Here is a 21,958-nt window from a genome sequence, read left to right on the forward strand (position 1 = left end):
CCGTGACCCCTGTCGCCACCCGAACCCCGGCAGCGCGTTCCGCTGCCTCCAAGTCCGCCAAGCCGAAGCTGGACGCGGTCGCCGCGGCCGCCATCGAGGTGGCTCGGGTCGCCGCCGAGGAGGAAGCAGGGGACTTCGGCGTCGGGGAGCACCTGGGTGTCGTGGCCGACGGTGAGCGGGTGGTGACGCACCTGTTCGAGTGCACCCACCCTGCCTACCGGACGTGGCGGTGGGCGGTCACCGTGGTGCGTGCCTCCCGGGCACGCGTGGCCACCGTCAACGAGGTGGTGCTGCTGCCGACCGCCGACTCGCACCGCGCCCCCGCGTGGGTGCCGTGGGGCGATCGGATCCTCGCCGGTGACGTCGTGCCCGGCATGCTTCTTCCGACCCCTGACAACGACCCCCGCCTCGAGCCCGGTTTCACCGGCGGTGAGCAGGCAGCCGATGCCGACCCGGTCGAGTGGTCGATCACCCGTTCGGTGGTGGCCGAACTCGGACTGGGCCGCGAACGGGTGCTGACGTCGTTCGGTCGTGACCTGGCGGCCGAGCGGTGGCTGTCGGGCGACGCCGGAGCCGACAACCAGTTGAGTCGTCAGGCCCCCGCTGAGTGCGTCAGCTGCGGCTACCTCGTCCGCCTGCAGGGTGGGCTCGGAACCATGTTCGGTGTCTGCACCAACGAGTTCTCCCCCTCGGACGCCCACGTCGTCTCGATGGACCACGGCTGTGGCGGCCACTCCTCCGTCGTCGCCGAGGAGCGGGGGGTCGAACTCCCGCTGCCCATGTTCGACACCGTGACGATCGATCAGTCCCTGTTCGACTGATCCAGCGCGAGCCGACGGGCGCGACGACGCGTCCACCACAGCCCGACCAGACCGATCACGGTTCCGGCGAGTGCCACACCGAGCCACCAGCCTCGCCCGTCCTCGTCCATTCGGTTCCTCAGCGCGAACAGCACCACCGTCGCCACCGCGAAGGCGAGTGTGCCCGCGCGGAAGGCGCCGACCCCACTGTCGTCGACCGGCTCGATCGGGGCCTGGAGGAGACCGCGGGGGCGCTGCCGGGCCGTGGGCACCTCGGAGTTAGGCGGAGCGGACGAGTTCGACATGCGTCCGAGTTTACGAACGCCGGAGCCCCACCTCTACCATGCGTGCATGGTCACCAACTCCCCCAAGGCCGCGCGTCGGCCAGACAGCCACACAACTGACGTCCGACAAGGCCGTGGAGCACTCGATCGGTGGTTCCAGATCACCCGTCGCGGTTCGACCACCGCCACCGAGGTGCGCGGCGGTCTGGTGACCTTCTTCACCATGGCCTACATCCTCGCCCTGAACCCCCTGATCATCGGCACGGCCGCCGACCGGAATGGCAACCTGATCAACGGGGCCCCCAAGTTCCTCGACGCCGCCAAGTCGCAGCTCAATGACGCAGCGCTGACCGAGTCGAAGCTGATGGTGGCCGCGGCGACAGCGCTGATCGCGGGACTGCTGACCATCCTGATGGGTGTCTGGGGACGGTTCCCCCTGGCGCTGGCCACGGGTCTGGGACTGAACGCCCTGCTGGCCTACAGCATCGCCCCGCAGATGACCTGGCCGCAGGCCATGGGCCTGGTGGTGTGGGAGGGCACCCTGATCACCCTGCTGGTGCTCACCGGCATCCGCAAGGCGATCTTCACCGCCGTGCCTCCCAGCCTGCGTGCGGCCATCTCGGTCGGTATCGGACTGTTCATCACGCTCGTCGGTCTGGCTGACTCCGGGCTGGTCCGACCGGGCAACCCACTGGTGCAACTGGGTGTCAACGGCACCTTGCAGGGCTGGCCGATCGCCGTCGCGGTGTTCGCCTTCCTGTTGCTGGTGCTGCTGCACGTACGCAAGGTGAAGGGCGCCATGCTGATCGCGATCGCGGCCGCCTCAGTGGTGGCGCTCGTGCTCGAGGCCGCCTTCAAGGTGGGACCCCGCATCGGTGAGAACGTGACCGGCTGGTCGCTCAACGTGCCGAAGCTGCCCTCCGGGTCTGACTTCGTCAGCCCCAACCTCGGCCTGATCGGGCGGGTCGACCTGCTCGGAGGCTTCCTCAAGGCCGACGGCAGCTTCTCGATCGGCGTCTTCCTCGGCGTGCTGCTGCTGGTGTTCTCGCTACTGCTGGCCGACTTCTTCGACACCGTGGGCACCGTCGTGGCCGTCGGTTCCGAGGCGGGCCTGCTCGCCAAGGACGGGAACCCGCCGCACCTGCAGGAGATCCTGATGGTCGACTCGATCGCAGCCATGGCTGGTGGCCTCGGCTCGGTGTCGTCCAACACCTCCTACATCGAGTCGACCGCCGGTGTCGGCGAGGGTGCCCGCACCGGTCTGGCCTCAGTGGTCACCGGTCTGGCCTTCCTGGTGGCGATCTTCCTCGCCCCGATCGTGAACATGATCCCCTCCGAGGCAGCCGGGCCGGTGCTGGTCTTCGTGGGGTTCCTGATGATCGGGCAGGTGCTGCAGGTCAAGTGGGACGAGGCCGAGGAGGGCATCCCCGCCTTCCTGACCATCGTGCTGATGCCCTTCACCTACTCGATCACCGCCGGTATCGGTGCCGGGGTGATCTTCTGGGCCGCCATCAAGGCGATCAAGGGCAAGGCCAAGCTCGTCCACCCGCTGCTGTGGGCCGTCGTCGTGCTGTTCGTCATCTACTTCGCCCAGGGTCTGCTCTCGAGCCTGCTCAGCTGAGTCGAGTCGCGCCGACCGGCACCGGCGTGACGACCCCTCATCCACTGCCACCGGGGCGCCACGATCACCACGCGGGCTCGACCAACCTTCGGTTTCCGGGGGTTGGTCGAGCCCGCGTGGTGATCCTGGCGGGAGGAACGCTCGTCCCGGCACAAGGAGGAGCGGCCGGCAGGCGCCGCGGCCAGCGCTTCCCAGGCCCTCGATGGGCCGTGATCCAGCGCCGTGAGAAGCCTCCGGGGGCCTCTGGTGCCTTCTGTATTGTCAGCAGCATGTTCTCCAAGGTTCTGGTCGCCAACCGTGGCGAGATCGCAGTCCGTGCATTCCGCGCCGCCTACGAGCTCGGCCTCAAGACGGTCGCCGTCTTCCCCCTCGAAGACCGCAACGCCGAGCACCGCATCAAGGCGGACGAGGCCTACCAGATCGGCGAGCCCGGCCACCCGGTGCGCGCCTACCTCGACATCGACGAGATGATCCGGGCCGCCAAGGAGGCCGGGGCTGACGCCATCTACCCCGGTTACGGCTTCCTCTCCGAGAATCCCGGCCTGGCCGAGGCATGCGCCCAGAACGACATCATCTTCGTCGGCCCCCCGGCCGATGTGCTCGAGCTCGCCGGCAACAAGGTGCGCGCCCTCAAGGCCGCCCGCAAGGCGGGAATCCCCGTGCTCGCCTCCTGTGAGCCCTCGACCGACGTCGAGGAGCTCAGCCGCGCCGCCGACGAGATCGGTTTCCCCGTCTTCGTGAAGGCGGTCGCCGGCGGTGGCGGACGAGGGATGCGCCGGGTCGATCGTCCCGAAGACCTGCGGGAGTCGTTGGGTGCTGCCATGCGCGAGGCCGAGTCGGCCTTCGGCGATGCCACCGTGTTCATCGAGCAGGCCGTCGCTCGTCCGCGTCACATCGAGGTGCAGATCCTCGCTGACCAGCACGGCAACGTCATGCACCTGTTCGAGCGGGACTGCTCGATCCAGCGGCGCCACCAGAAGGTGATCGAGATCGCCCCCGCTCCTCACATCTCGGACGAGCTGCGCGCTGCCCTGACCCGTGACGCCGTGGCCTTCGCCGAGTCGATCAACTACTGCTGCGCCGGCACCGTCGAGTTCCTCGTCGAGACCGAGGGCGAGCGCGCCGGACGCCACGTGTTCATCGAGATGAACCCTCGCATCCAGGTCGAGCACACCGTCACCGAGGAGATCACCGACGTCGACCTCGTGCAGGCGCAGATGCGGATCGCCTCGGGCGAGACCCTGGCCGACCTGGGCCTCAGTCAGGACAGCGTCGCCATCCGCGGCACCGCCATGCAGTGCCGGATCACCACCGAGGACCCCGCCAACGGGTTCCGTCCCGACACGGGCATGATCACCACCTACCGTTCCGCCTCCGGCGCCGGTATTCGCCTGGACGGCGGCACCGTCGGCACGGGCGTCGAGATCTCGGGCCATTTCGACTCCATGCTGGTCAAGATGACCGCTCGTGGGCGCGACTTCCAGATGGCCTGCGCGCGCGCCCGCCGGGCCCTGGCGGAGTTCCGCATCCGTGGCGTCAGCACCAACATCCCGTTCCTGCGGGCAGTGCTGGACGACCCCGACTTCCAGGCCGGCGACATCTCCACCAACTTCATCGACGAACGCCCCTACCTGCTCACGGCGCGCACCCCCGCCGACCGTGGGACGAAGATGATGAGGTGGCTGGCGGACGTGACCGTCAACCGTCCCAACGGTGAGGCCCTCACCAGCCTCGACCCGTCGGCGAAGCTGCCCCAGGTCTCCCTCAAGGACGCCCCGGTGGACGGGTCGCGCCAACGCCTGCTCGAGCTCGGCCCCGCCGGGTTCGCGAAGTGGCTGCGCGAGTCCGACCACGTCGAGGTCACCGACACCACCTTCCGCGACGCCCACCAGTCGCTGCTGGCGACCCGGGTACGCACCCGCGACCTCACCTCGGTCGCCCCCTACATCGCCAAGATGCTGCCCGAGTTGCTGAGCGTGGAGTGCTGGGGCGGGGCCACCTACGACGTGGCCCTGCGCTTCCTCGGCGAGGACCCCTGGGAGAGGTTGGCGCAGTTGCGGGCCGACCTGCCCAACCAGGCGCTGCAGATGCTGCTGCGCGGACGCAACACCGTCGGCTACACCCCTTACCCCACGGAGGTGACCCGCGCCTTCGTCGCCGAGGCGGCGGACACCGGGGTCGACATCTTCCGCATCTTCGACGCCCTCAACGACGTCGAGCAGATGCGTCCTGCCATCGACGCCGTGCTCGAGACCGGTACCACCGTGGCCGAGGTGGCCCTGTGCTACACCTCCGACCTGTCGGACCCCGACGAGAAGATCTACACGCTGGACTTCTACCTTCGTCTCGCCGAGAAGATCGTCGAGGCGGGCGCCCACGTGCTGGCCATCAAGGACATGGCGGGACTGCTTCGTCCGCCGGCCGCCTTCACGCTGGTGACGGCACTGCGCGAGCGGTTCGACCTGCCCGTGCACCTGCACACCCACGACACTGCCGGTGGCCAGCTGGCCACCCTGCTGCGTGCCGTCGATGCCGGTGTCGACGCGGTCGACGTCGCCTCGGCGCCGATGGCCGGCACCACCTCTCAGCCACCTGCGTCGGCGCTGGTGATGGCCCTGCAGCACGGCAAGCGGCAGACCCGCCTCAACCCCAAGGCGGTGGCCGACCTCGAGCCGTACTGGGAGGCCGTCCGCCGGGTGTACGCACCCTTCGAGTCGGGGCTGCCCAGCCCGACCGGTCGTGTGTACACCCACGAGATCCCCGGCGGCCAGCTGTCGAACCTTCGCCAGCAGGCGAAGGCACTGGGGCTGGGCGACCGGTTCGAGCAGATCGAGTCGATGTACGCGGCGGCTGACAAGATTCTCGGACGACCCACCAAGGTCACTCCCTCGTCGAAGGTCGTCGGGGACCTCGCCCTGCACCTGGTCGCGGTCAACGCCGACCCGCAGGAGTTCGAGGCCGACCCGCAGAAGTTCGACATCCCCGATTCGGTGATCGGCTTCCTCAGCGGCGAGCTCGGCACTCCTGCCGGTGGCTGGCCCGAGCCGTTCCGCTCGAAGGCGCTGGCCGGACGCAAGACCCCGGTCCGCCAGACCGAGGTCGACGCGGACGACCTGGCCAAGCTCGCCATCCCCGGACGCACGCGGCAGGAGACGCTCAACCGTCTGCTGTTCCCCGGTCCCACCCGGGAGTTCGAGGAGTACCGCGAGACCTACGGTGACCTCTCGGCCGTGCCGACCATTCCGTACCTCTACGGGCTGAAGCCCGACACCGAGCACGTCATCACCCTGTCGCAGGGAGTGTCGCTGATCGCCAGTCTCGAGGCGATCGGTGAGGTGGACAAGCGAGGCAAGCGCACGGTGATGTGCCTGCTCAACGGGCAACTTCGTCCGGTGCGGGTGCGCGACCTCTCCGTCAAGCCCGAGGTGGCCGCTGCCGAGCGTGCCGACTCGTCCAACCCCGGTCACGTGGCCGCCCCGTTCGCCGGGGCCGTCACCGTGCAGGTCGAGGAGGGCGAGAAGGTCGTCGTCGGGCAGTCGGTTGCGACCATCGAGGCCATGAAGATGGAGGCCTCGATCACCGCGCCGATCGCGGGTGTGGTGCAGCGGCTCGCCGTGCAGGGGACGCGTCAGAGCGAAGGTGGCGACCTGCTGCTGGTGATCCGTCCCTGAGCCCCGCCTGCATGGTCAGCGCTCAGCTGCCGAGCTGCTCACGTGGGGTCTCCCACCAGACCAGGAACAGGTCGGGGCCGGGGCGTCCGGCTCCCCGGGCCTGCTCGGCCAGTCCCGGGAAGAGTGACAAGAAGGCGTGCAGGCTGCGCGCCCGGGCGAGGTTCTCCTCGCCCTCGACCCGGTCGAGCACCGCTCCCAACTCGGCAGCAGTGGCGGTGACGTGCCCCGACTTCGAGTAGCCGATCCGCATGCCGTTCGCGGCTCGCAAAGGCAGTTGCGGATCGTCCGCCATCAACTTGCGCAGCCCGAATCGGCTGGGCAGGCCGGCCTTGGTGAGGGCGAAGTCGAGGTCATCCAGCTGTCGGGAACCGAGGTCGGCGTGCCAGGTCTGCCAGTCGAGGGCATCGACCCACGCGTCGACCACCTTCCACGACACCTCGAGCCGTTCGGGGGCGACGTAGTGACCACGGATCAGGGTCTCCCAGTCCGAGGGCAGCGGCGTGCCATCGGGCACGACCGGCCCGGGATTGGACCGGAACACCGGTCCGAGCTTGCCCAACAGGCCTCGCGGGCGCTGCTCCGCGGCTGGCACCCGGAACGTGTCGGAGGCGATCGCGCGCAGCCGGCCGGCCAGTTCGGCGTCGGCGCCGAACATGTCGCGCACCTCGTGGATCGACAACGCGTGCATCCGCAACTCGCCCATGGGCCAACGGTAACCAATGGGTGCGGGCTTTACTCTGGTCAGCGTGAACCCACGCTCCCGCCGCCTGATCGTCACCAGTGTGCTGGTCGTGCTGGTGATCATCGTGGTCGTGGGAGCATTGCTGTCATGACTGTTGCCGGTCGCCACCACGGACGACGCCCCGATCGTCGGCCCACCACCCGGGTCACGCGTCGACTGGTCCACGCCGCGGTCGCGGGGGCCCTGCTCGCCTCGTCCCAGGTGATGGGCGTGCTGCTGGCAGGTGCCGACGACGGCGTGCTGAAGCTTGAGGGAACCCCGGCGCTGACGGGTCTGGCCGGGGACGCCGAGCGGTCGGTGTTCTGGATGGTCAGCAACCCCACGGCCAACGAGGTCACAGCCGTCGGCGAGACGGGTGCCACGGTGAGCACGGTCAGTTGGCCCGCGCCCAAGGTGACCGACGTGCAGGCGCTGGCCTGGCGTGACGGTGTGCTCTACGTGGGCGACATCGGTGACCGCGAGGCCACCCGCAGCTCGATCCAGGTGCTGCGCATCGCCGAGCCACGTGGTGGGTCACGCAATCCCCAGGTGTTCACCCTCACCTACCCCGACGGGGCGCGCGACGCGGCGGCCTTGCTGGTGAGCCCGAAGGGCAATCTCTACGTGGTCACGAGGGGCCAGGACCCCGGCATCTACCGACCTGCCCAACAGCCCACCGCTGGGACGACGGTCGCGCTGCGACGGGTGGGGAGCGCGCCGGCTGACGTCTCGGACGGAACCTTCACCGCCGACGGCCAGCAGATGGCGTTGCGTAGTCCGCTCGGGGTCACCCTCGTCAACGCCTACACGTTCGCGACCGTGGCCCGGGGTCCGATCGAGGGCTGGCCCGCTGGGGAGTCGATCACCACCGGCATCGCCGGGGCACCGCTGATGGTCGGGGTCACGGGGAGCCCCAGCACGGTCGTGCCGATGAGCCTGCCGACCGGCATCTCCACTGCCACCCCGCCGGCCCCGACGCCCACCCCGTCGGCCTCGGCCACCCCCTCGTCCGGCAGCAGCCAGTCGGCGCAGCCCAGTGCGCAGCCGACCAAGGCGCCCAGCATCTGGCAGAGTCAGACCAGCGGCACGGTGCTCGCCATCGGGATCGCCCTGGTGGTCGCGATCCTCGCCGGCGCCGTCACCCTGATCGGGCGTCGCCGCTGACCTTCGGACGACCCCGCCCGGCTCCCGGGGCGGGCCGCTGTCAGGCCTTGAGGTCTGGTTGCTCCAGCAGCCAGTCGATGCACCGGGTGAGCTGGGCGACGTCCTCGGGATCGATCGAGGTGAAGCAGGCGATCCTCAACTGGTTGCGACCCAACTTGCGGTACGGCTCGACGTCCACGATGCCGTTCGCCCTCAACTGCCTGGCCAGCGCGGCCGCGTCGACCTCGTCGGAGAAGTCGATCGTGCACACCACCTGGCTGCGGAGGGCGGGGTCGGTCACGAAGGGCGTCGCCAACTCATGACCCTCGGCCCACTCGTAGACCGTCTGGGACGATGCCCGGGTGCGGCCGGCCGCGAACGACATGCCGCCCTGGTCGAGCATCCAGCGCAACTGCTGGTCGAGCAGGAAGAGCGTGCCCAGCGCCGGGGTGTTCAGCGTCTGATCGGCGGCCGAGTTGGTGGCCGCCACCGTGAGGTTGAGCGTGTCGGGCACCCAACGCTCGGCGGTGATCCGCGCGGAGCGTTCCAGCGCCGCCGGCGAGACGAAGGCCAGCCAGAGACCGCCGTCGGAGGAGTAGTTCTTCTGCGGTGCGAAGTAGTAGACGTCGGTCTGCGACAGGTCAGCCTCCATGCCGCCCGCCGCCGACGTGGCGTCCACCACCACGAGGGCACCCTCGGTGCCGTTGGGGCGGACGACCGGGGCCGCGGCCCCCGTGGAGGTCTCGTTCTGCGCCCAGGCGTACACGTCCGCATCCGTGGCCGTGGGCAGGGCGATGGATCCCGGCTCGGCCTCGCTGATGGCCGGGGATGCCAGGAAGGGAGCCCGTGCCGCAGCGGTGGCGAACTTGCGACTGAACTCCCCGTAGACACCGTGGGCACTGCGCTGGTCGATCAGCGAGCTGACCGCCGCGTCCCAGAAGAGGGTGGAGCCCCCGTTCCCGAGCACCACCTCGTAGCCCTCGGGGGCACCATGCAGGGCGATCAGTTGTTCCTTGATCCGCCGCACGAGGGATTTCACTGGGGCCTGCCGGTGGCTGGTGCCCATCAGGTCGTTGGCCCGTCCCAGGGCCTCGAGAGCCTCGCGCCGGATCTTGGTCGGACCGCTGCCGAACCGTCCGTCGGCGGGCAGCAGTTGGGCGGGCAGTCGCAGGGTCATGGGCCGATTGTGTCAAAGCCGCCGCTGGCGGGAGCCGGTGGTCTGTGGGGTGAACAATGGGGCCATGGCTGATCGCATGCCCGTACTCGGCAAACCTGGAGACACCGGCGATCCGCGCGAGGCCGGGAACGTCCACGACACCCGCAACCTCCACGACACCCGCAATCTCCACGACCAGCGCGTCGACTACCACGGCGACCTGCTGCCGCTCGATCTCACCGAGTTCGACCCGTGGGGCTGTTTCGGGGCGTGGTTCGAGCAGGCGACGGCCGAGAAGCAGGCCGGACGCCTCGACGAGCCCAACGCGATGGTCGTGAGCACCGTCGACCTGACACCGGCCGGTCCGCAGCCCACCAGCAGGGTGGTGCTGCTGAAGGAGTGGGACGAGCGTGGCCTTGTCTTCTTCACCCACGCGACCTCCCGCAAGGGGCGCAACATCTCCGACCACCCGCTGGTGAGCGTGCTGTTCTGGTGGCCGTCGTTGATGCGGCAGGTGCGCATCGAGGGCGCGGCGACGGCGGTGGACCGGGCCGAGACCGAGGCGTACTTCGCGACGCGTCCCCGCGGGTCGCAGCTTGGGGCCTGGGCCTCGCACCAGAGTGAGCCCCTCGCGGGTCGGGACGACCTCGACCGCGCCCTCGCCGAGGTCACCGCACGGTTCGACGGAGTCGAGGTGCCGTGCCCGCCCGGCTGGGGCGGCTATCGGGTGCGACCGAGCCGCTTCGAGTTCTGGCAGGGGCAGCCGAGCCGGCTGCACGACCGGGTGGCCTCGACCCTGCTGGATGGTGACTGGAGCAGCACCCGCCTCAACCCCTGATCGCCTTGGAACGTTGCCGACCTGGGCCGAGCCCCGCTAGTTCGCAGGTGAGGAGCGCCCGACACGTTCACGCCAACTGCAGCGAGCGCCCCTGAACGGGCAATCGCGTGCCGATCGGGCTGCGATGGGCGTTTCGGGTGCACATCCTGCAGACCCAGGACGGGTAGGACCACCTCAGGCGGCCGGGGCGCGCCGCTCTTGTGGCCTCTCGGGGAGCATTTCTCGCTGGTGCAGCAGCTGCCGGATGCGTGCGATGGCGCGCCCGGGCTGGGTGGCGATCTCGGTCGGGGTCAGGTTGAGCACCTTCCAGCCGTGGCTCGTGAACAGGTTTCGGCGCTCGTTGTCACGGATCCGCGCCACCGGGCCCCCATGGTGCTGCTCGGAGTCGACCTCGACGATCGTCCGTGATGCGACGAACCGGGCGTCAGGGAACACCACCCTCCCGTCGAGCACCATGCGTGGGTTGCCCTCCCAGCCGATGAGGCGTGCAGCCCTGAAGAAGTCGTGGAGGTCGACCTCGGCCACCGACCACGGGTTGCGCCGGGCGCGAGCGGCCGCGGCGCGCCAGCCGGGTCCTTCGGCCCGTGGTGCCAGGGCGGCTGTCCTCATCAGGGTGGCTGGGGTCACATCGCCGCGCCGCCGGAGGGTCGTGCACAACGGGTCCCAGTCCCCGCGTGCGGCACTCCACAGGGCCGCGGCCGGCGGGGTCAGCAGCAGGTGACCATGGCGCTCCGTCACCAGTTCACCGGGGTACTGAGCGCGGAACACCCGGAGCCCCAGCACGGTTCGGGTGGGTCGTCCGCTGATGGCGATGGAGACCTCCTCGCAGGAAAGTTCCGGGCACCAGTCGACAGCGATCGCCGCCCGCCCGAGCAGCACCGCGTCTGGCTGCCACTCACGCACGATCTCCAGGGAGGTCTCGAGCTGGCCCAGCATGGAGGCTGCTGCCACCAACCCTGGTGCCGGCCTCACCAGCACCCCTTGTGCGACCAAACTCGTCACGGCCGCTCGCAGGTGTGGGTGCGAGGACGCCCTGATCACGCCGTGGGAGCGGCGCAGCAGGTGGCCGATCTCGTCATCGTGCTTGCCCATGCCCCAACCATGGACCGCCGGAGGACGACCTCCGTACAGCCTGTGGACAACTCGGCTTCGTGACGGGTTGAACGTGATGGAGCCGGGGCGGCGGGGCTGGGAGCACGGGGACGCAGCCGGAGCAGCCCAGCTGCCGAGCTGCAGCCCGAGCACCTGACTCGGCAATCACGTCCCGATCGGGCTGCGATGTGCCGTTCAGGTGCACGATTCGCAGCTCCAGGGCCGAGCAGATCCCAGGGCGCCCCGTGTCGAGGTGCCCCAGGCCGGGCCGCCGTGACTGCCGCTCAGGCCAACTCGTTGAGGGTGATGGTGGCGGACCTGGCCAGGTCGACCACCTCGATCAGGGTCACCCGCCGGGGTTCCGGCGCGGGGAGCACCCCGTGGCCCGACAGCAGCGGTCGCAGTGGGGCGAGGCGGGGGTCCTGCAGGATGGTGGCGATCGCCTGGTGATCGCCACCGCAGACCACGGCCTCGAGGCTCTCGAGCACGGGCAGCAGGATGCGGGCAGCCTCGTCCGCCGCCTCGTGAGATGCCTTGTCGGCCTGGTTCTGCCGTCGGCGAGCGTAGCGTTGCTGCGACCAGCCCCCCGCCTTGGTGCGACCCTGCACGTAGTGGGTGTCGACCTTGCTGACCCGCAGCTCCCGGCCCTCGAACTCGGCCACCGCGTGGGCTCCCTTGCGGGCGACCACCACCCCGATGGTGCGTTCGGTCAGGAACCACGCGCTCAGGTCCTCTACCTCCACCAGCTCCGGCAGGGCGCCCCAGCCGGACGACACCATTGCCTCGGCGCCGTCGGCCGCGTGCGCGATCACGTGGCCCTCGTCCCAGATCAAGGAGAAGCCACCATGGCGGGCGCCGAAGTTCTCGAACCAGCGGCGCACCCGCTCGGCGGCCACGATGACGCGGCGCTGTTCCATGACTGCAGTCTGGCCCACGCCCCAGGTGTCGGTCTGCCGCGGTCGCCACAGTGCCCATCTGACAGACTGGCCCCACCCCCTCAGACCCAGGTCGCGTCCCACGCGCTACTAGCAGGAGTCCATGCATGCCCGCCATCGCCGCCCACCACGTCGTCACCGGAGTCGACACCGGTCAGGGCCGCGCCCACGCGCAGGCGGCCACGGTGCATGTGGAGGGCGATCGCATCGTGTCAGTGACGCCCGGCATCGACCCTGATGCTGAATTCGTCGAGGGCTGGCTCGTGCCCGGGTTCGTCGACGTGCACGGCCACGGCGCGGCGGGCCACAGCTACTCCGATCCCTATCCCGAGAACGTGCTGACGGCGGTCAGGTACCACCGCGCCCACGGAACCACCAGCCTCTTCACCTCGACGGTGACCGAGCACCTCGACGACCTGGTCGCCCAGGTGGCCGGTCTTCGGAGGTTGGTCGAGGCCGGTGAGGTCGACGGGATCCACCTCGAGGGACCCTTCCTCTCACACGCCCACAAGGGCGCCCATGACGAGACCCTGCTGATCGACCCGACTCCCGAAGCGGTGGGACGACTGCTGGCAGCCGGCGGCGAGGCGATCGCCATGGTCACGCTCGCCCCCGAACTCCCGGGCGGAATGGATGCCGTCAAGCAGTTCACCAAGGCGGGTGTCGCAGTCGCCTTCGGCCACACCGACGGGCTGGGGGACGAGGCGCGCACCTCCATCGAGGCAGGCGTGACCACCGTGACGCACCTGTTCAACGCCATGACCGGCATCCACCACCGCAAGCCGGGGCCCATCCCGTGGCTGCTGACCGACGAACGGGTGTCGGTGGAACTGATCTGCGACGGGATCCACCTGCACGCTGACACGGTGCGGATGGCCATCGAGGCGGCCGGCATCGACCGCGTGCTGGTGGTCACCGACGCCATGGCTGCCACGGGACAAGCCGATGGGCGCTACGTACTGGGCAGCCTGCAGGTCGACGTGCTCGACGGGGTCGCCCGCATCGTGGTGGCGGGCGATGCCCCCGGACCGATCGCGGGCTCGACCCTGACCATGGACCAGGCAGTCACCTTCCTCGTCGACGAGGTGGGTGTCGGGATCGGTGAGGCGGCAGTGATGGCTTCGACCTCACCCGCGCGCTGGCACCATCTCGACGAGGTGGGGGAATTGTCACCGGGAAGGCTGGCGAACCTCTGCGTGTTGGACGATGGTGCACATCTGCGGCGGGTGATGCGCCGCGGTCGCTGGCTGACGGCGGCCGGCACGACCGAGGGGGAGCAACCATGAGTGAGTTGATCGACACAACCGAGATGTACCTGCGGACGGTCTACGAACTGATCGAGGAGGGGATCCCACCGCTGCGGGCCAGGATCGCCGAGCGGCTGCACCAGAGTGGGCCCACCGTGTCGCAGACGGTCGCGCGGATGGAACGCGACGGGCTGCTCCACGTCGCGGACGACCGACGGATCCTGCTGTCGGAGCAGGGGCATCACCTCGCCGTGGCCGTGATGCGCAAGCACCGACTGGCCGAGCGCCTGCTCACCGATGTGATCGGTCTCGACTGGCAACTCGTCCACGACGAGGCCTGTCGCTGGGAGCACGTGATCTCCGACGAGGTCGAGGCCCGGCTCGTGTCGATGCTCGGTGACCTCACCGAGTCTCCCTACGGCAACCCGATCCCCGGACTGGTCGACCTGGGTCTTACCAGCACCCCGGAGGACTTCCGCGAGGACAACGTGCCGCTGCATGAACTCGTCCCCTCCTCCGGTGAGGTGAAGGTCAGGCTGGTGCGGATGAGTGAACACGTGCAGGCCGAGGCAGAGGTGCTCTCGCACCTGGCGGAGGCCGGGGTGCGCCCCGGGGTGACGATGACGGTGCGCCTGGCCCCCTACGGCTACACGTTGCTCGTCGGTGAGCACGAGTGCGAGGTGGCGCCGACCGTGGCCGAGGGATTGTTCGTCCGCCCGGTGTGAGCCCGGGCAGATTCGTGGCCGGGAATAGTGCGAACCCGCAGGGGCGTTCCACTACGTGACCGTGCCCGTCACCAAGAGGCGGGCTGACGAGAGGACAAGACATGGCCACCGTTGCCGTGAACAAGGACAACTTCGCCAGCACCATCGACGGATCCGACGTGGTGCTGATGGACTTCTGGGCGAGCTGGTGTGGCCCGTGCATGCGTTTCGGCCCGATCTACGAGGACGCTTCGAACCGCCACGAGGACGTCACCTTCGCCAAGCTCGACACCGAGGCGGAGCGCGATGTCGCTGCCGCGCTGGAGATCAGCTCGATCCCGACGATCATGGCCTTCCGCGAGGGGCAGCTCGTCTTCCGCCAGGCCGGCCTGCTCAATGGCCGCCAGCTGGACGACCTGATTGGCCAGATCAAGGCGATCCCCGCAGAGGAGCTCGCCAAGGCCAAGGCGTCCGAGGGTGCCGAGGCCTGAGCCTCCACTGACCGACTGGGCGCAACCCGCGCGGTCTGACCGCAGCAGCTGAATGGAGAACCCCGCCGTCATGGACGGCGGGGTTCTTCACGTCTTGCGGCCCTGATAGGAGTCGAACCTACGACACAAGGTTTAGGAAACCTCTGCTCTATCCACTGAGCTACAGGGCCATGGGCTCCGGTCCTGAGCCGAGGTCCAGGAATGCAGAAGTCCAAGGATCAGCCTAGATGGAGCGACGGGGTTGGCCACAATCCCGCCCCGCCTCTGTCGGTGTCCGCGCGTCCCTAGACTGGCCCCATGAGTGTTGAGGGACTGGCCAAGGCCCAGCAGAAGATGCGTGATGCCGGTGTCGCGGATGCCGCGATCGAGGTGTTCAGCCACTACTACCGGCAGCTCGAGACGGGAGCATCGGGGCTGATCCTCGAGGAGAGCATCGAGCCGATGCTCGAGGTGCCGATGCTCGACCAGGTGGACGTCACCGACGAGGATGCGGACGCCGCGCTCGACCGCACCGTGATGATCAAGCTCAATGGCGGCTTGGCCACCTCGATGGGTCTCGACCGGGCGAAGACCCTGCTCGAGGTTCGCGACGGAAAGACCTTCCTCGACCTGATCGTTGGCCAGGTGCTCACAGCCCGCGAACGCTACGGGGCGCGGCTCCCGCTGATCCTGATGAACTCCTTCCGCACCCGGCAGGACTCCCTGGCAGCGCTGGCTGCCCACCCCGACCTGCCCGTCGAGGGTCTGCCCTTGGACTTCCTGCAGAACCAGGAGCCCAAGCTCACCGCCGACACCCTCGAACCCGTCGAGTGGCCGGCCGATCCCACGCTCGAATGGTGCCCGCCCGGTCACGGCGATCTGTACACGGCTCTGGAGGCATCAGGGCTGCTCGACCAGTTGCTCGAGGCCGGATTCCGCTACGCGTCCGTCTCCAACGGTGACAATCTCGGTGCGGCTCCCGACCCCCGCATCGCGGGTTGGTTCGCCTCGTCCGGAGCGCCGTATGCCGCGGAGGTCTGCCACCGAACCGTCAACGACCGCAAGGGTGGACACCTGGCCATCCGCAAGGCCGACGGACAGCTGATCCTGCGTGACACCGCCCAGACGGCTGATGACGAGATGCACTTCTTCACCGACGAACACCGCCACCCCTTCTTCCACACCAACAACCTGTGGTTCGACCTGCAGGCGCTGCGCGACACCTTGGCCGAGCGCGACTCCGTGCTCGGGCTCCCGCTGATCAAGAACGCCAAGACGGTCGACCCGGCCGACAAGTCGACACCGAAGGTCATCCAGATCGAGTCGGCCATGGGCGCCGCCATCGAGGTCTTCGAGGGCGCCACGGCCATCTGCGTCGATCGGTCACGGTTCCTGCCGGTGAAGACCACGAACGAGCTACTGCTGGTTCGCTCCGACTGCTACCGGTTGGACGACCTGGGACGACTCGTCGCCACCGGCGATTCGACCCCGCTGGTCGATCTCGACGGCGACCACTACAAGGTGATCAAGGACTTCGACCGCAGGGTGCCCGATGCACCCTCGCTCAGCCGGGCCAGTGCGCTGCGTGTGAAGGGCGACTTCACCTTCGGCAGGGATGTCTCCGTTGTGGGCGACGTGTCCCTGACCACGGACGAACCCCGGACGATTCCCGACGGCACCACGGTGGACGAGGGCTGGACCCCGTGACGGATCCGGCCCCGCTCGGCGATCCGTGGCTGCGGGCCGTCCGACTGGCCCTCACGGGACAGGATCCCGCTGAGGACGTGGCGGACGAGGAGCCGGGCCCGGATCCGGAGGCGTTGGTGGCAGCTCTGGCCTCGTCCGGGTGGGACAGGGACCGGCTGCGCGAGCACCGAATGCAGTGCCAGCAAGCCGAACAAGCGTGGCCGCACCCGTTGCCGGCCGACCTGGTACGGACGCTGGGTGCTGGACAGCTCCACGCCGTTCTTGCCTCGGTGCGGAGGTTGACGGGGCTGACGGGCCTCCACCGCACCCACCGCGTCGGGCCCGCGGTGCTCGGCCCTGCCGAACAGCGGCTACTGGCCGACCGGCCGCCTCACCACGGCAACGTCTGACTAGGCGCGGGACGGGGGGAACCCCTGCGCACCGTGGACAGGTCCCGCGCAGGGGGACGGTGATCGGCGGGTGCGGCGCGGGTGCGTGCCAACCAACCTGCCCGCTTCCCGCGCAACCTGCCCCCGGAACGTGCACCTGCCCTACCCCCGGTCGGGGGCAACTGCGCCGAGGCGAGGCAGGTGGTGCGAAGAGGCGGCAACCGGGGCGGCATCGGGGCACCGGCTCCGGGCACCGGCTCCGGCACTCGTCGGGGAGCCTGTCCCCGGACGAGACGTCCCGACCGGTCAGGCCGCCGGGAACCCCGCCGACACCACAGCCATGGAAGAACCCCCCGCCACTCCGTTGTGACGAGGGGTTCTTCGATGTGGCCCCACCCGCCGCGTGTGCGAGGCGGTGAAGCCCTGGGGTCAGACGCGAGGAGCGCTGAGCAGGTCGCGAATCTCGGTGAGCAGCACGGCCTCGGGGGAGGCCACCTCGACCACCTCCGGGTCCTTGGCGAAACGAGCCTTGGCGGCTTCGTAGGGCTTGACGATGCCGAAGTACACCACGGCCGCGAGGATCAGGAATGCCACCAGTGCGGTCAGGAAGACGCCCACAGGAATGCCACCCGGGGCGTACTTGTCGAAGTTCGGGGTGCCACCGAGCTTGCCCAGCAGGGCGAGGATGATGGCGGTGAAGGTCTTGACGACCTCCGCGAACGACGTGGCGATGATGAAGGCGACGGCCAGCTCGACGAGATTGCCGCGCATGACGAAGTCCTTGAACCCCTTCATGGGATCTCCTTTCTGTTGTCGAAGTGGCAGCCCCAGGCAGGGACTGACGGACCCACTTCGAGGCGAGAGCCTACTCACGGCGCTGAGGCGTGGCGTGCAGGCAGGGCCGGAGGGCGCAGGATGTTGAGCCAATTGTCAGCCCAGGTGTTGACACGCCCCGGTGCACCAGGTGGGCGTGGATGGACCTCACGAGGGCGCTCCCAGCGTGACCGACAGTCCCTCGGACGAGGACGCTGCCGCCACCCGCTCGGCCGTGGCTGGATCGGTCGCGATCACCACCACCCCTTCGTCGGAGGCCGTCACGCCCCCGCCCAAGGGGCCAGTTGCCGCCGCGTCGGCCACCAGCGCGCTCACCCGGGCAGAGGTGGCGATCGTCCGGGCCTCCCCGTCGGCCGACTGGGCGACCACATTGACGACGTCTCCGACCCGCAGCAGGCTGGCCACCGCGGGGTCGGACAGTCTGAAGGGAACCAGCACCTGCCCCGCACCGGCCGAGCGCTCACCCAGCGTTGCGCCCGGGATCAGCGCGGTACCGCGGGGAAGGGCAATCACCAGCACCCGCCCCGCAACCTGGTCGACGGAGGTCGGTGCACCGGGAGGGGCAGCGACGTCGGGCCACTCCACCAGCCGCAGGTCACCGCGCGACAGGTGCGTGCCAGCAGGCAGGTCACGGGCTGAGACCACCACTCTGGTGGTCGGGGGAGGGTCGGGTCGCAGCACCGAGAGTGCACTCAGGACGGCGAGTCCGACGGCCAGCGCTGCCAAGGTTCGGCGGTGCCAGCGCAGGGCGGCCACGAAGGAGTCGCGGGTGCGGGCCAGGTCGGGGAGGCGGGTCACACCTCAGTTGTGCGGTGCAGAGACCACTGCTGCACCACTCGTGCACAGATCGGCGAGGTCAGCTGGCCTTGGCTGTGGATTGCGAAGAAGTGCTTGACGCAGAGACCTTCGTCGTGCCGTTGGCAGCAGAGGAGGACCCCGTCGAAGCTGCGGCGGGACTGGGGGAAGCGGACTCGCCCCCACCGGCGACGCTGTTGCCACCAGAACCACTGGACCCAGCACCATTGGACCCCGCGCCGCTGGCTGCAGGCGACGAGGCGCTCTTCGAGCCTCGGGAATCGGTCTTGTAGAAGCCCGATCCCTTGAAGACCACGCCCACCGCGTTGAACACCTTGCGCAGGTCGCCGCCGCACTCCGGGCACTCGGTGAGGGCGGAGTCGGTGAACTTCTGGACGACCTCGAGGTCGGCCCCGCACTCGGTGCAGCGGTACTGATAGGTGGGCATCGGCATCTCTTCTGGAGTCTGGACTACCTGCGTGGGGGTTGCCCCCGGGGCAGTTTAGCCGCGCCGCTGCTCGGACGAAGAACCGTGCCACCACGCCCTCGGCGAACCGGGTTGCAGGTGCGAGCCAGTCGAGCGTCGACCGCGGACAGAGGTCACCAGCAGGTGATCGTCCGATTCTCGGTGACGATGTGTCGAACCCGACGGTCGTGGCGTTCGAGGGGGAGGTCGGTGCACACCTCGGCATCGTGCAGCAGCAACACGATGTCGGCATCCGGCCGGGCGTGGCTCAGGGCACGGTCGAACCATCCGCCGCCGACCCCGAGGCGGGCCCCGTCGGCGGTACCGGCCAGGCCCGAGACCACGATGGTGTCGGCGTGGGTCAGCGCGTCCGCAGCCAACGGAGCGCCGTTCGGCTCGGGAATTCCCAGGGGGCCGGGCCGCAACTGGGCCATCGCCGAGAGCAGCGCCCACGTCGGGTCGGCGGCTCGTCCTGTGAGCAGGGGAGCCAGGACGGGTCGTCCGGCCTCGGTGAGCACCTTCGCCAGCGCCAGGGTGTCGGGTTCGGGCGGGCGCGACAGGTACATCGCCACGCGACCGGTGGGAGTCAGCAACTGCCACAGCCGTCGGCTCCGGGCGCGGTCGGACTCCGCGCGGTGCTCGTCCGACAGTGAACCCCGGCGCACCAGCGAGGCCTGCCTCAGCAGTTGTTTGGTCCGTTTCACCGAATCCAGCTCGGGTGCGTGCGCGGCCGGTGCGGGCGGCGTCTGGGGATCGGTCATTCGCCTATCGTAAGGAGCATGCCGCTGTTCGGACGCAAGAAGAAGGAGCCCATCGTCGAGGTGGAGCCCCCCAAGCCGACCCTTCCCCAGGGCCCCCAGGTCGATCAGCACGGATTGCGGGCCTTCGTGGCGCACCGCGACTACCTGCTCTCGCTGGTCGAGCCGCTGCCACCCTTCGGCATGCAGTTGCTTGACGCCCTCGGTCTCGCCCTCTGCGAGGAGATCACGGCCCACTCCGACCTGCCTCGCGCCGCCTTGGCGACCGAAGCCGGCTACGCGGTGCGCGCCGACGACGTGGCGGCTGCCAGCAATGACGAGCCGATCACCTTGGCCGTGGCCGACGCCGCGGGCGAACTCTCCCAGGGTGCTGCGGTGCGGGTCGACGCCCACACGGCACTGCCCGACGGCGCCGACGCGGTCCTGCCCCTGCCCTTCACCGATCGTGGTGACAGGGAGGTCAAGGTCTTCGAATCGGTTCGGGCCGGCGAGTACGTGCGCCAGCGCGGTGAGGATGTCACCGACGGAGACGTGCTCGCCCGCGAGGGCCAGGTGCTGGACGAACGGACCGCAGGCCTGTTGGCTGCGCTGGGCTTCGACAAGGTGCTGGCGCGTCCTCGTCCCCGAGTGGTCGTCGTGTCCGTGGGCGACTCGCTCGTCGAACCGGGACGCCGGCTGAGCCATCCCACCCAGGTGCACGACGCCAACGGGTTCATGATCGCCGCGGCCGCCAAGCGTGCCGGCTGCCAGGTCTGGCGGGTGGGTGTGGTCAGCAACGACCCCGAGGTGATTCGGGAGACCATCTCGGACCAGCTGATCCGGGCCGACCTGATCATCTCGACCGGCGGTGTGGCCGACGGGTCGGACGACCTGGTGCGGGCCGTCATGCCCGAGTTGGGGCTCACCGATTTCGCGGAGTTGGCCCTCCGTCCCGGACGACAGCAGGGATTCGGGCTGATCGGCGACGACAAGGTGCCGATGCTGATGCTGCCGGCTCGTCCGCTCAGCGCCTTCGTGAGTTTCGAACTGTTCGCCCGTCCCATCGTCCGCACCCTGATGGGTGCCGACCCGGCCGTTCAGCCCATGGTTCGGGCGATCACCCCCACTGTTCTGCGATCCCCGGCGGGAGTGACCACGGTGGTGCCGGCCGTGGTGCGCGACGAGACGGGTGTGCACCGGGTCGAGGTCTTCGCCGGTGGCGACTCACAGAATCTCAGCGACCTGGCGAGGGCGAACGCCCTGGTGGTGATCGGCGCCGACACCGAAGTGGTGACCGCCGGCTCTTCGGTGAGGTGCGTCCTGTTGGGCGACTGAGCCCTCCGGCGCGGCGGCGGCGCGACTCGGGGGCTGCGAAGAACACACCACACTCGAGCTGGTGTCAATCGATTCCCGACACACCGTCGAGCTTGGGTCGAGGGTCGAGCGGGTCGCCGTACGGTGTTCCGCATGGGTACCGGCATCATCTTCGCGCTTGTGGTGATCGCTGGTCTCGCCTACCTGATTCCGTGGTACGCCTCCCGCCGTTCTGGCTCGACGATCGAGGACGAGGACGAGTCGTTCGCCGATTCCATGACCTTGATCCGCCGGGCCGGCGCGTTGGTCGATCCCGCTGCCGGCGAGTGCGAGGTCTCCACGCCGATGACCCGCAGGGCGGGTCTGTACGAGGTGCAGCAGGCCCACCGTGCCGCCGCAGTGCGACGCCGTCGCGTCATGCTCACGCTGCTGGTCCTGACGGTCGTCACGGCAGCCCTGCCGTTCGCCCTGCGTGGGGCGCCGGGCTGGGTGCCGTCCGTGCCCGTGTGGGGGGCAGCGATCCCCGGTGGACTGCTGGTGTTGTTCGTCGCGGTCGCTCGTTACTCGGTCGTCTCGCTCAACGAGCGGCTCGATCGGCGGGTGGAACAGATCCACGCGGGGTGGGAGAACGACACCATCAGCTTCGCGGTACCCGCGGAACTGCGTGAGGCGGCTGAGGCCGAACTCTCCGTGGAACTGAGCGTGCCGATCACGGGCACCGGTTCGCTGTGGGACCCGATTCCCGTCACCACTCCTACCTACGTCTCGAAGCCCTTGGTGCCCCGCACCGTACGGACCATCGACCTGTCGGCACCTGCGCCGCTGTCACCCCGCGTGCCCGTGACCAACGACACCCAAGAGGTCCCCGTCGTCGACGAATCGGACGAGGTCGGTTCTCGTCGCCGCGCCGTCGGGGAATGATCCGGGCACGCCCCGGGCGACCAGGTCGGATGGGGCATTCCTGACACGGGCTCGTGGCTTCGTCCCGGAGTGGTGAAATGGGGGCTGCGGCCGCCCGGGCCGTCGGGAGTCAGCTCCCGAGCAAGCGAAGGATC

21 protein-coding genes and 1 tRNA gene are annotated in these 21,958 nt (G+C 69.3%); 12 read left to right on the forward strand and 10 right to left on the reverse strand.

All coding sequences use genetic code 11. The features are described 5' to 3' along the window. The first annotated feature begins 2 nt into the window (after positions 1-2). Positions 3-821 (forward strand): DUF3027 domain-containing protein, encoded by an 819-nt coding sequence (locus H507_RS0104085; protein WP_026377750.1) that lies wholly within the window; start codon positions 3-5, stop codon positions 819-821. On the opposite strand, the gene H507_RS0104090 is transcribed toward H507_RS0104085, so the two are convergent. Next, a complete protein-coding gene (locus tag H507_RS0104090) occupies positions 803-1,105 on the reverse strand; it encodes a DUF2530 domain-containing protein (RefSeq protein ID WP_157438875.1) in 303 nt (100 codons plus the stop codon). The genes H507_RS0104085 and H507_RS0104090 overlap by 19 nt on opposite strands. 202 nt (positions 1,106-1,307) lie before the next feature. Here H507_RS0104090 and H507_RS0104095 point away from each other — a divergent pair, with 202 nt between their 5' ends. After that, positions 1,308-2,705, forward strand: a complete 1,398-nt coding sequence (locus H507_RS0104095) for an NCS2 family permease (protein WP_026377751.1) — start codon at positions 1,308-1,310, stop codon at positions 2,703-2,705. A 269-nt stretch (positions 2,706-2,974) separates the two neighbouring features. Then, positions 2,975-6,376, forward strand: coding sequence for a pyruvate carboxylase (locus H507_RS0104100; protein ID WP_022909453.1), 3,402 nt, complete (start codon positions 2,975-2,977; stop codon positions 6,374-6,376). Between the two features lie 22 nt (positions 6,377-6,398). Here the strand turns inward: H507_RS0104100 and H507_RS0104105 are convergent, their stop codons facing one another. Continuing rightward, positions 6,399-7,079, reverse strand: a complete 681-nt coding sequence (locus H507_RS0104105; protein ID WP_022909454.1) for a hypothetical protein — start codon at positions 7,077-7,079, stop codon at positions 6,399-6,401. 126 nt (positions 7,080-7,205) lie between these two features. On the opposite strand from H507_RS0104105, the gene H507_RS0104115 reads away from it, so the two are divergent. Further along, positions 7,206-8,261 carry a hypothetical protein gene (locus H507_RS0104115; protein WP_022909455.1) on the forward strand — a complete coding sequence of 352 codons (1,056 nt, stop codon included), beginning with the start codon at positions 7,206-7,208 and terminating at the stop codon, positions 8,259-8,261. Between the two features lie 40 nt (positions 8,262-8,301). Here H507_RS0104115 and serC read toward each other — a convergent pair whose 3' ends face one another. Continuing rightward, positions 8,302-9,417, reverse strand: coding sequence for a phosphoserine transaminase (gene serC / locus H507_RS0104120; RefSeq protein WP_022909456.1), 1,116 nt, complete (start codon positions 9,415-9,417; stop codon positions 8,302-8,304). Between the two features lie 64 nt (positions 9,418-9,481). On the opposite strand from serC, the gene pdxH reads away from it, so the two are divergent. Continuing rightward, the gene (gene pdxH / locus H507_RS14610; protein WP_022909457.1) at positions 9,482-10,234 is read left to right on the forward strand and encodes a pyridoxamine 5'-phosphate oxidase; all 753 of its coding nucleotides are present in this window, start codon (positions 9,482-9,484) and stop codon (positions 10,232-10,234) included. A gap of 174 nt (positions 10,235-10,408) precedes the next feature. Here the strand turns inward: pdxH and H507_RS17180 are convergent, their stop codons facing one another. Then, a complete protein-coding gene (locus H507_RS17180) occupies positions 10,409-11,326 on the reverse strand; it encodes an endonuclease domain-containing protein (RefSeq protein ID WP_022909458.1) in 918 nt (305 codons plus the stop codon). Between the two features lie 284 nt (positions 11,327-11,610). Continuing rightward, positions 11,611-12,243, reverse strand: coding sequence for an acVLRF1 family peptidyl-tRNA hydrolase (locus H507_RS0104135; RefSeq protein ID WP_026377752.1), 633 nt, complete (start codon positions 12,241-12,243; stop codon positions 11,611-11,613). Positions 12,244-12,368: 125 nt separating this feature from the next. On the opposite strand from H507_RS0104135, the gene H507_RS14620 reads away from it, so the two are divergent. The 3 genes from H507_RS14620 to trxA all read left to right on the forward strand — a co-directional run bounded on the left by H507_RS14620 (position 12,369) and on the right by trxA (position 14,703). Next, the gene (locus tag H507_RS14620; RefSeq protein ID WP_022909460.1) at positions 12,369-13,547 is read left to right on the forward strand and encodes an N-acetylglucosamine-6-phosphate deacetylase; all 1,179 of its coding nucleotides are present in this window, start codon (positions 12,369-12,371) and stop codon (positions 13,545-13,547) included. Then, positions 13,544-14,233 (forward strand): iron-dependent transcriptional repressor DtxR, encoded by a 690-nt coding sequence (locus H507_RS0104145; RefSeq protein ID WP_022909461.1) that lies wholly within the window; start codon positions 13,544-13,546, stop codon positions 14,231-14,233. Before H507_RS14620 ends, H507_RS0104145 begins: the two co-directional genes overlap by 4 nt. A gap of 101 nt (positions 14,234-14,334) precedes the next feature. Further along, on the forward strand, positions 14,335-14,703 hold the full coding sequence (gene trxA, locus H507_RS0104150) for a thioredoxin (RefSeq protein WP_022909462.1): 369 nt from the start codon (positions 14,335-14,337) through the stop codon (positions 14,701-14,703). 97 nt (positions 14,704-14,800) lie between these two features. Here the strand turns inward: trxA and H507_RS0104155 are convergent. Beyond that, positions 14,801-14,873 (reverse strand) — tRNA-Arg (locus tag H507_RS0104155). Between the two features lie 127 nt (positions 14,874-15,000). Here H507_RS0104155 and H507_RS0104160 point away from each other — a divergent pair. Both H507_RS0104160 and H507_RS0104165 read left to right on the forward strand, forming a co-directional pair. Next, a complete protein-coding gene (locus tag H507_RS0104160) occupies positions 15,001-16,389 on the forward strand; it encodes a UTP--glucose-1-phosphate uridylyltransferase (protein WP_022909463.1) in 1,389 nt (462 codons plus the stop codon). Further along, positions 16,386-16,778 (forward strand): hypothetical protein, encoded by a 393-nt coding sequence (locus H507_RS0104165; protein WP_022909464.1) that lies wholly within the window; start codon positions 16,386-16,388, stop codon positions 16,776-16,778. The genes H507_RS0104160 and H507_RS0104165 overlap by 4 nt, the downstream gene beginning before the upstream one ends. Positions 16,779-17,186: 408 nt before the next feature. On the opposite strand, the gene H507_RS0104170 is transcribed toward H507_RS0104165, so the two are convergent. From H507_RS0104170 to H507_RS0104185, 4 genes are all read right to left on the reverse strand, one after another. Beyond that, positions 17,187-17,552: an MscL family protein gene (locus tag H507_RS0104170; RefSeq protein ID WP_022909465.1), complete on the reverse strand. Its 366-nt coding sequence runs from the start codon at positions 17,550-17,552 to the stop codon at positions 17,187-17,189. Positions 17,553-17,738: 186 nt separating this feature from the next. Next, positions 17,739-18,389 (reverse strand): SAF domain-containing protein, encoded by a 651-nt coding sequence (locus H507_RS14625; protein ID WP_022909466.1) that lies wholly within the window; start codon positions 18,387-18,389, stop codon positions 17,739-17,741. Between the two features lie 58 nt (positions 18,390-18,447). Next, positions 18,448-18,834, reverse strand: coding sequence for an FmdB family zinc ribbon protein (locus H507_RS0104180; RefSeq protein WP_022909467.1), 387 nt, complete (start codon positions 18,832-18,834; stop codon positions 18,448-18,450). Positions 18,835-18,986: 152 nt separating this feature from the next. Further along, positions 18,987-19,613 carry a 5-formyltetrahydrofolate cyclo-ligase gene (locus tag H507_RS0104185; RefSeq protein ID WP_051139625.1) on the reverse strand — a complete coding sequence of 209 codons (627 nt, stop codon included), beginning with the start codon at positions 19,611-19,613 and terminating at the stop codon, positions 18,987-18,989. Between the two features lie 18 nt (positions 19,614-19,631). On the opposite strand from H507_RS0104185, the gene H507_RS0104190 reads away from it, so the two are divergent. Continuing rightward, positions 19,632-20,924 carry a molybdopterin molybdotransferase MoeA gene (locus H507_RS0104190; protein ID WP_026377755.1) on the forward strand — a complete coding sequence of 431 codons (1,293 nt, stop codon included), beginning with the start codon at positions 19,632-19,634 and terminating at the stop codon, positions 20,922-20,924. Positions 20,925-21,056: 132 nt separating this feature from the next. Beyond that, entirely contained in the window at positions 21,057-21,824 is a 768-nt protein-coding gene (locus H507_RS17185) for a hypothetical protein (protein ID WP_022909470.1), read from the forward strand. Positions 21,825-21,958 lie beyond the last annotated feature (134 nt).

Source organism: Aestuariimicrobium kwangyangense DSM 21549 (assembly GCF_000421525.1).
GTDB lineage: Bacteria > Actinomycetota > Actinomycetes > Propionibacteriales > Propionibacteriaceae > Aestuariimicrobium > Aestuariimicrobium kwangyangense.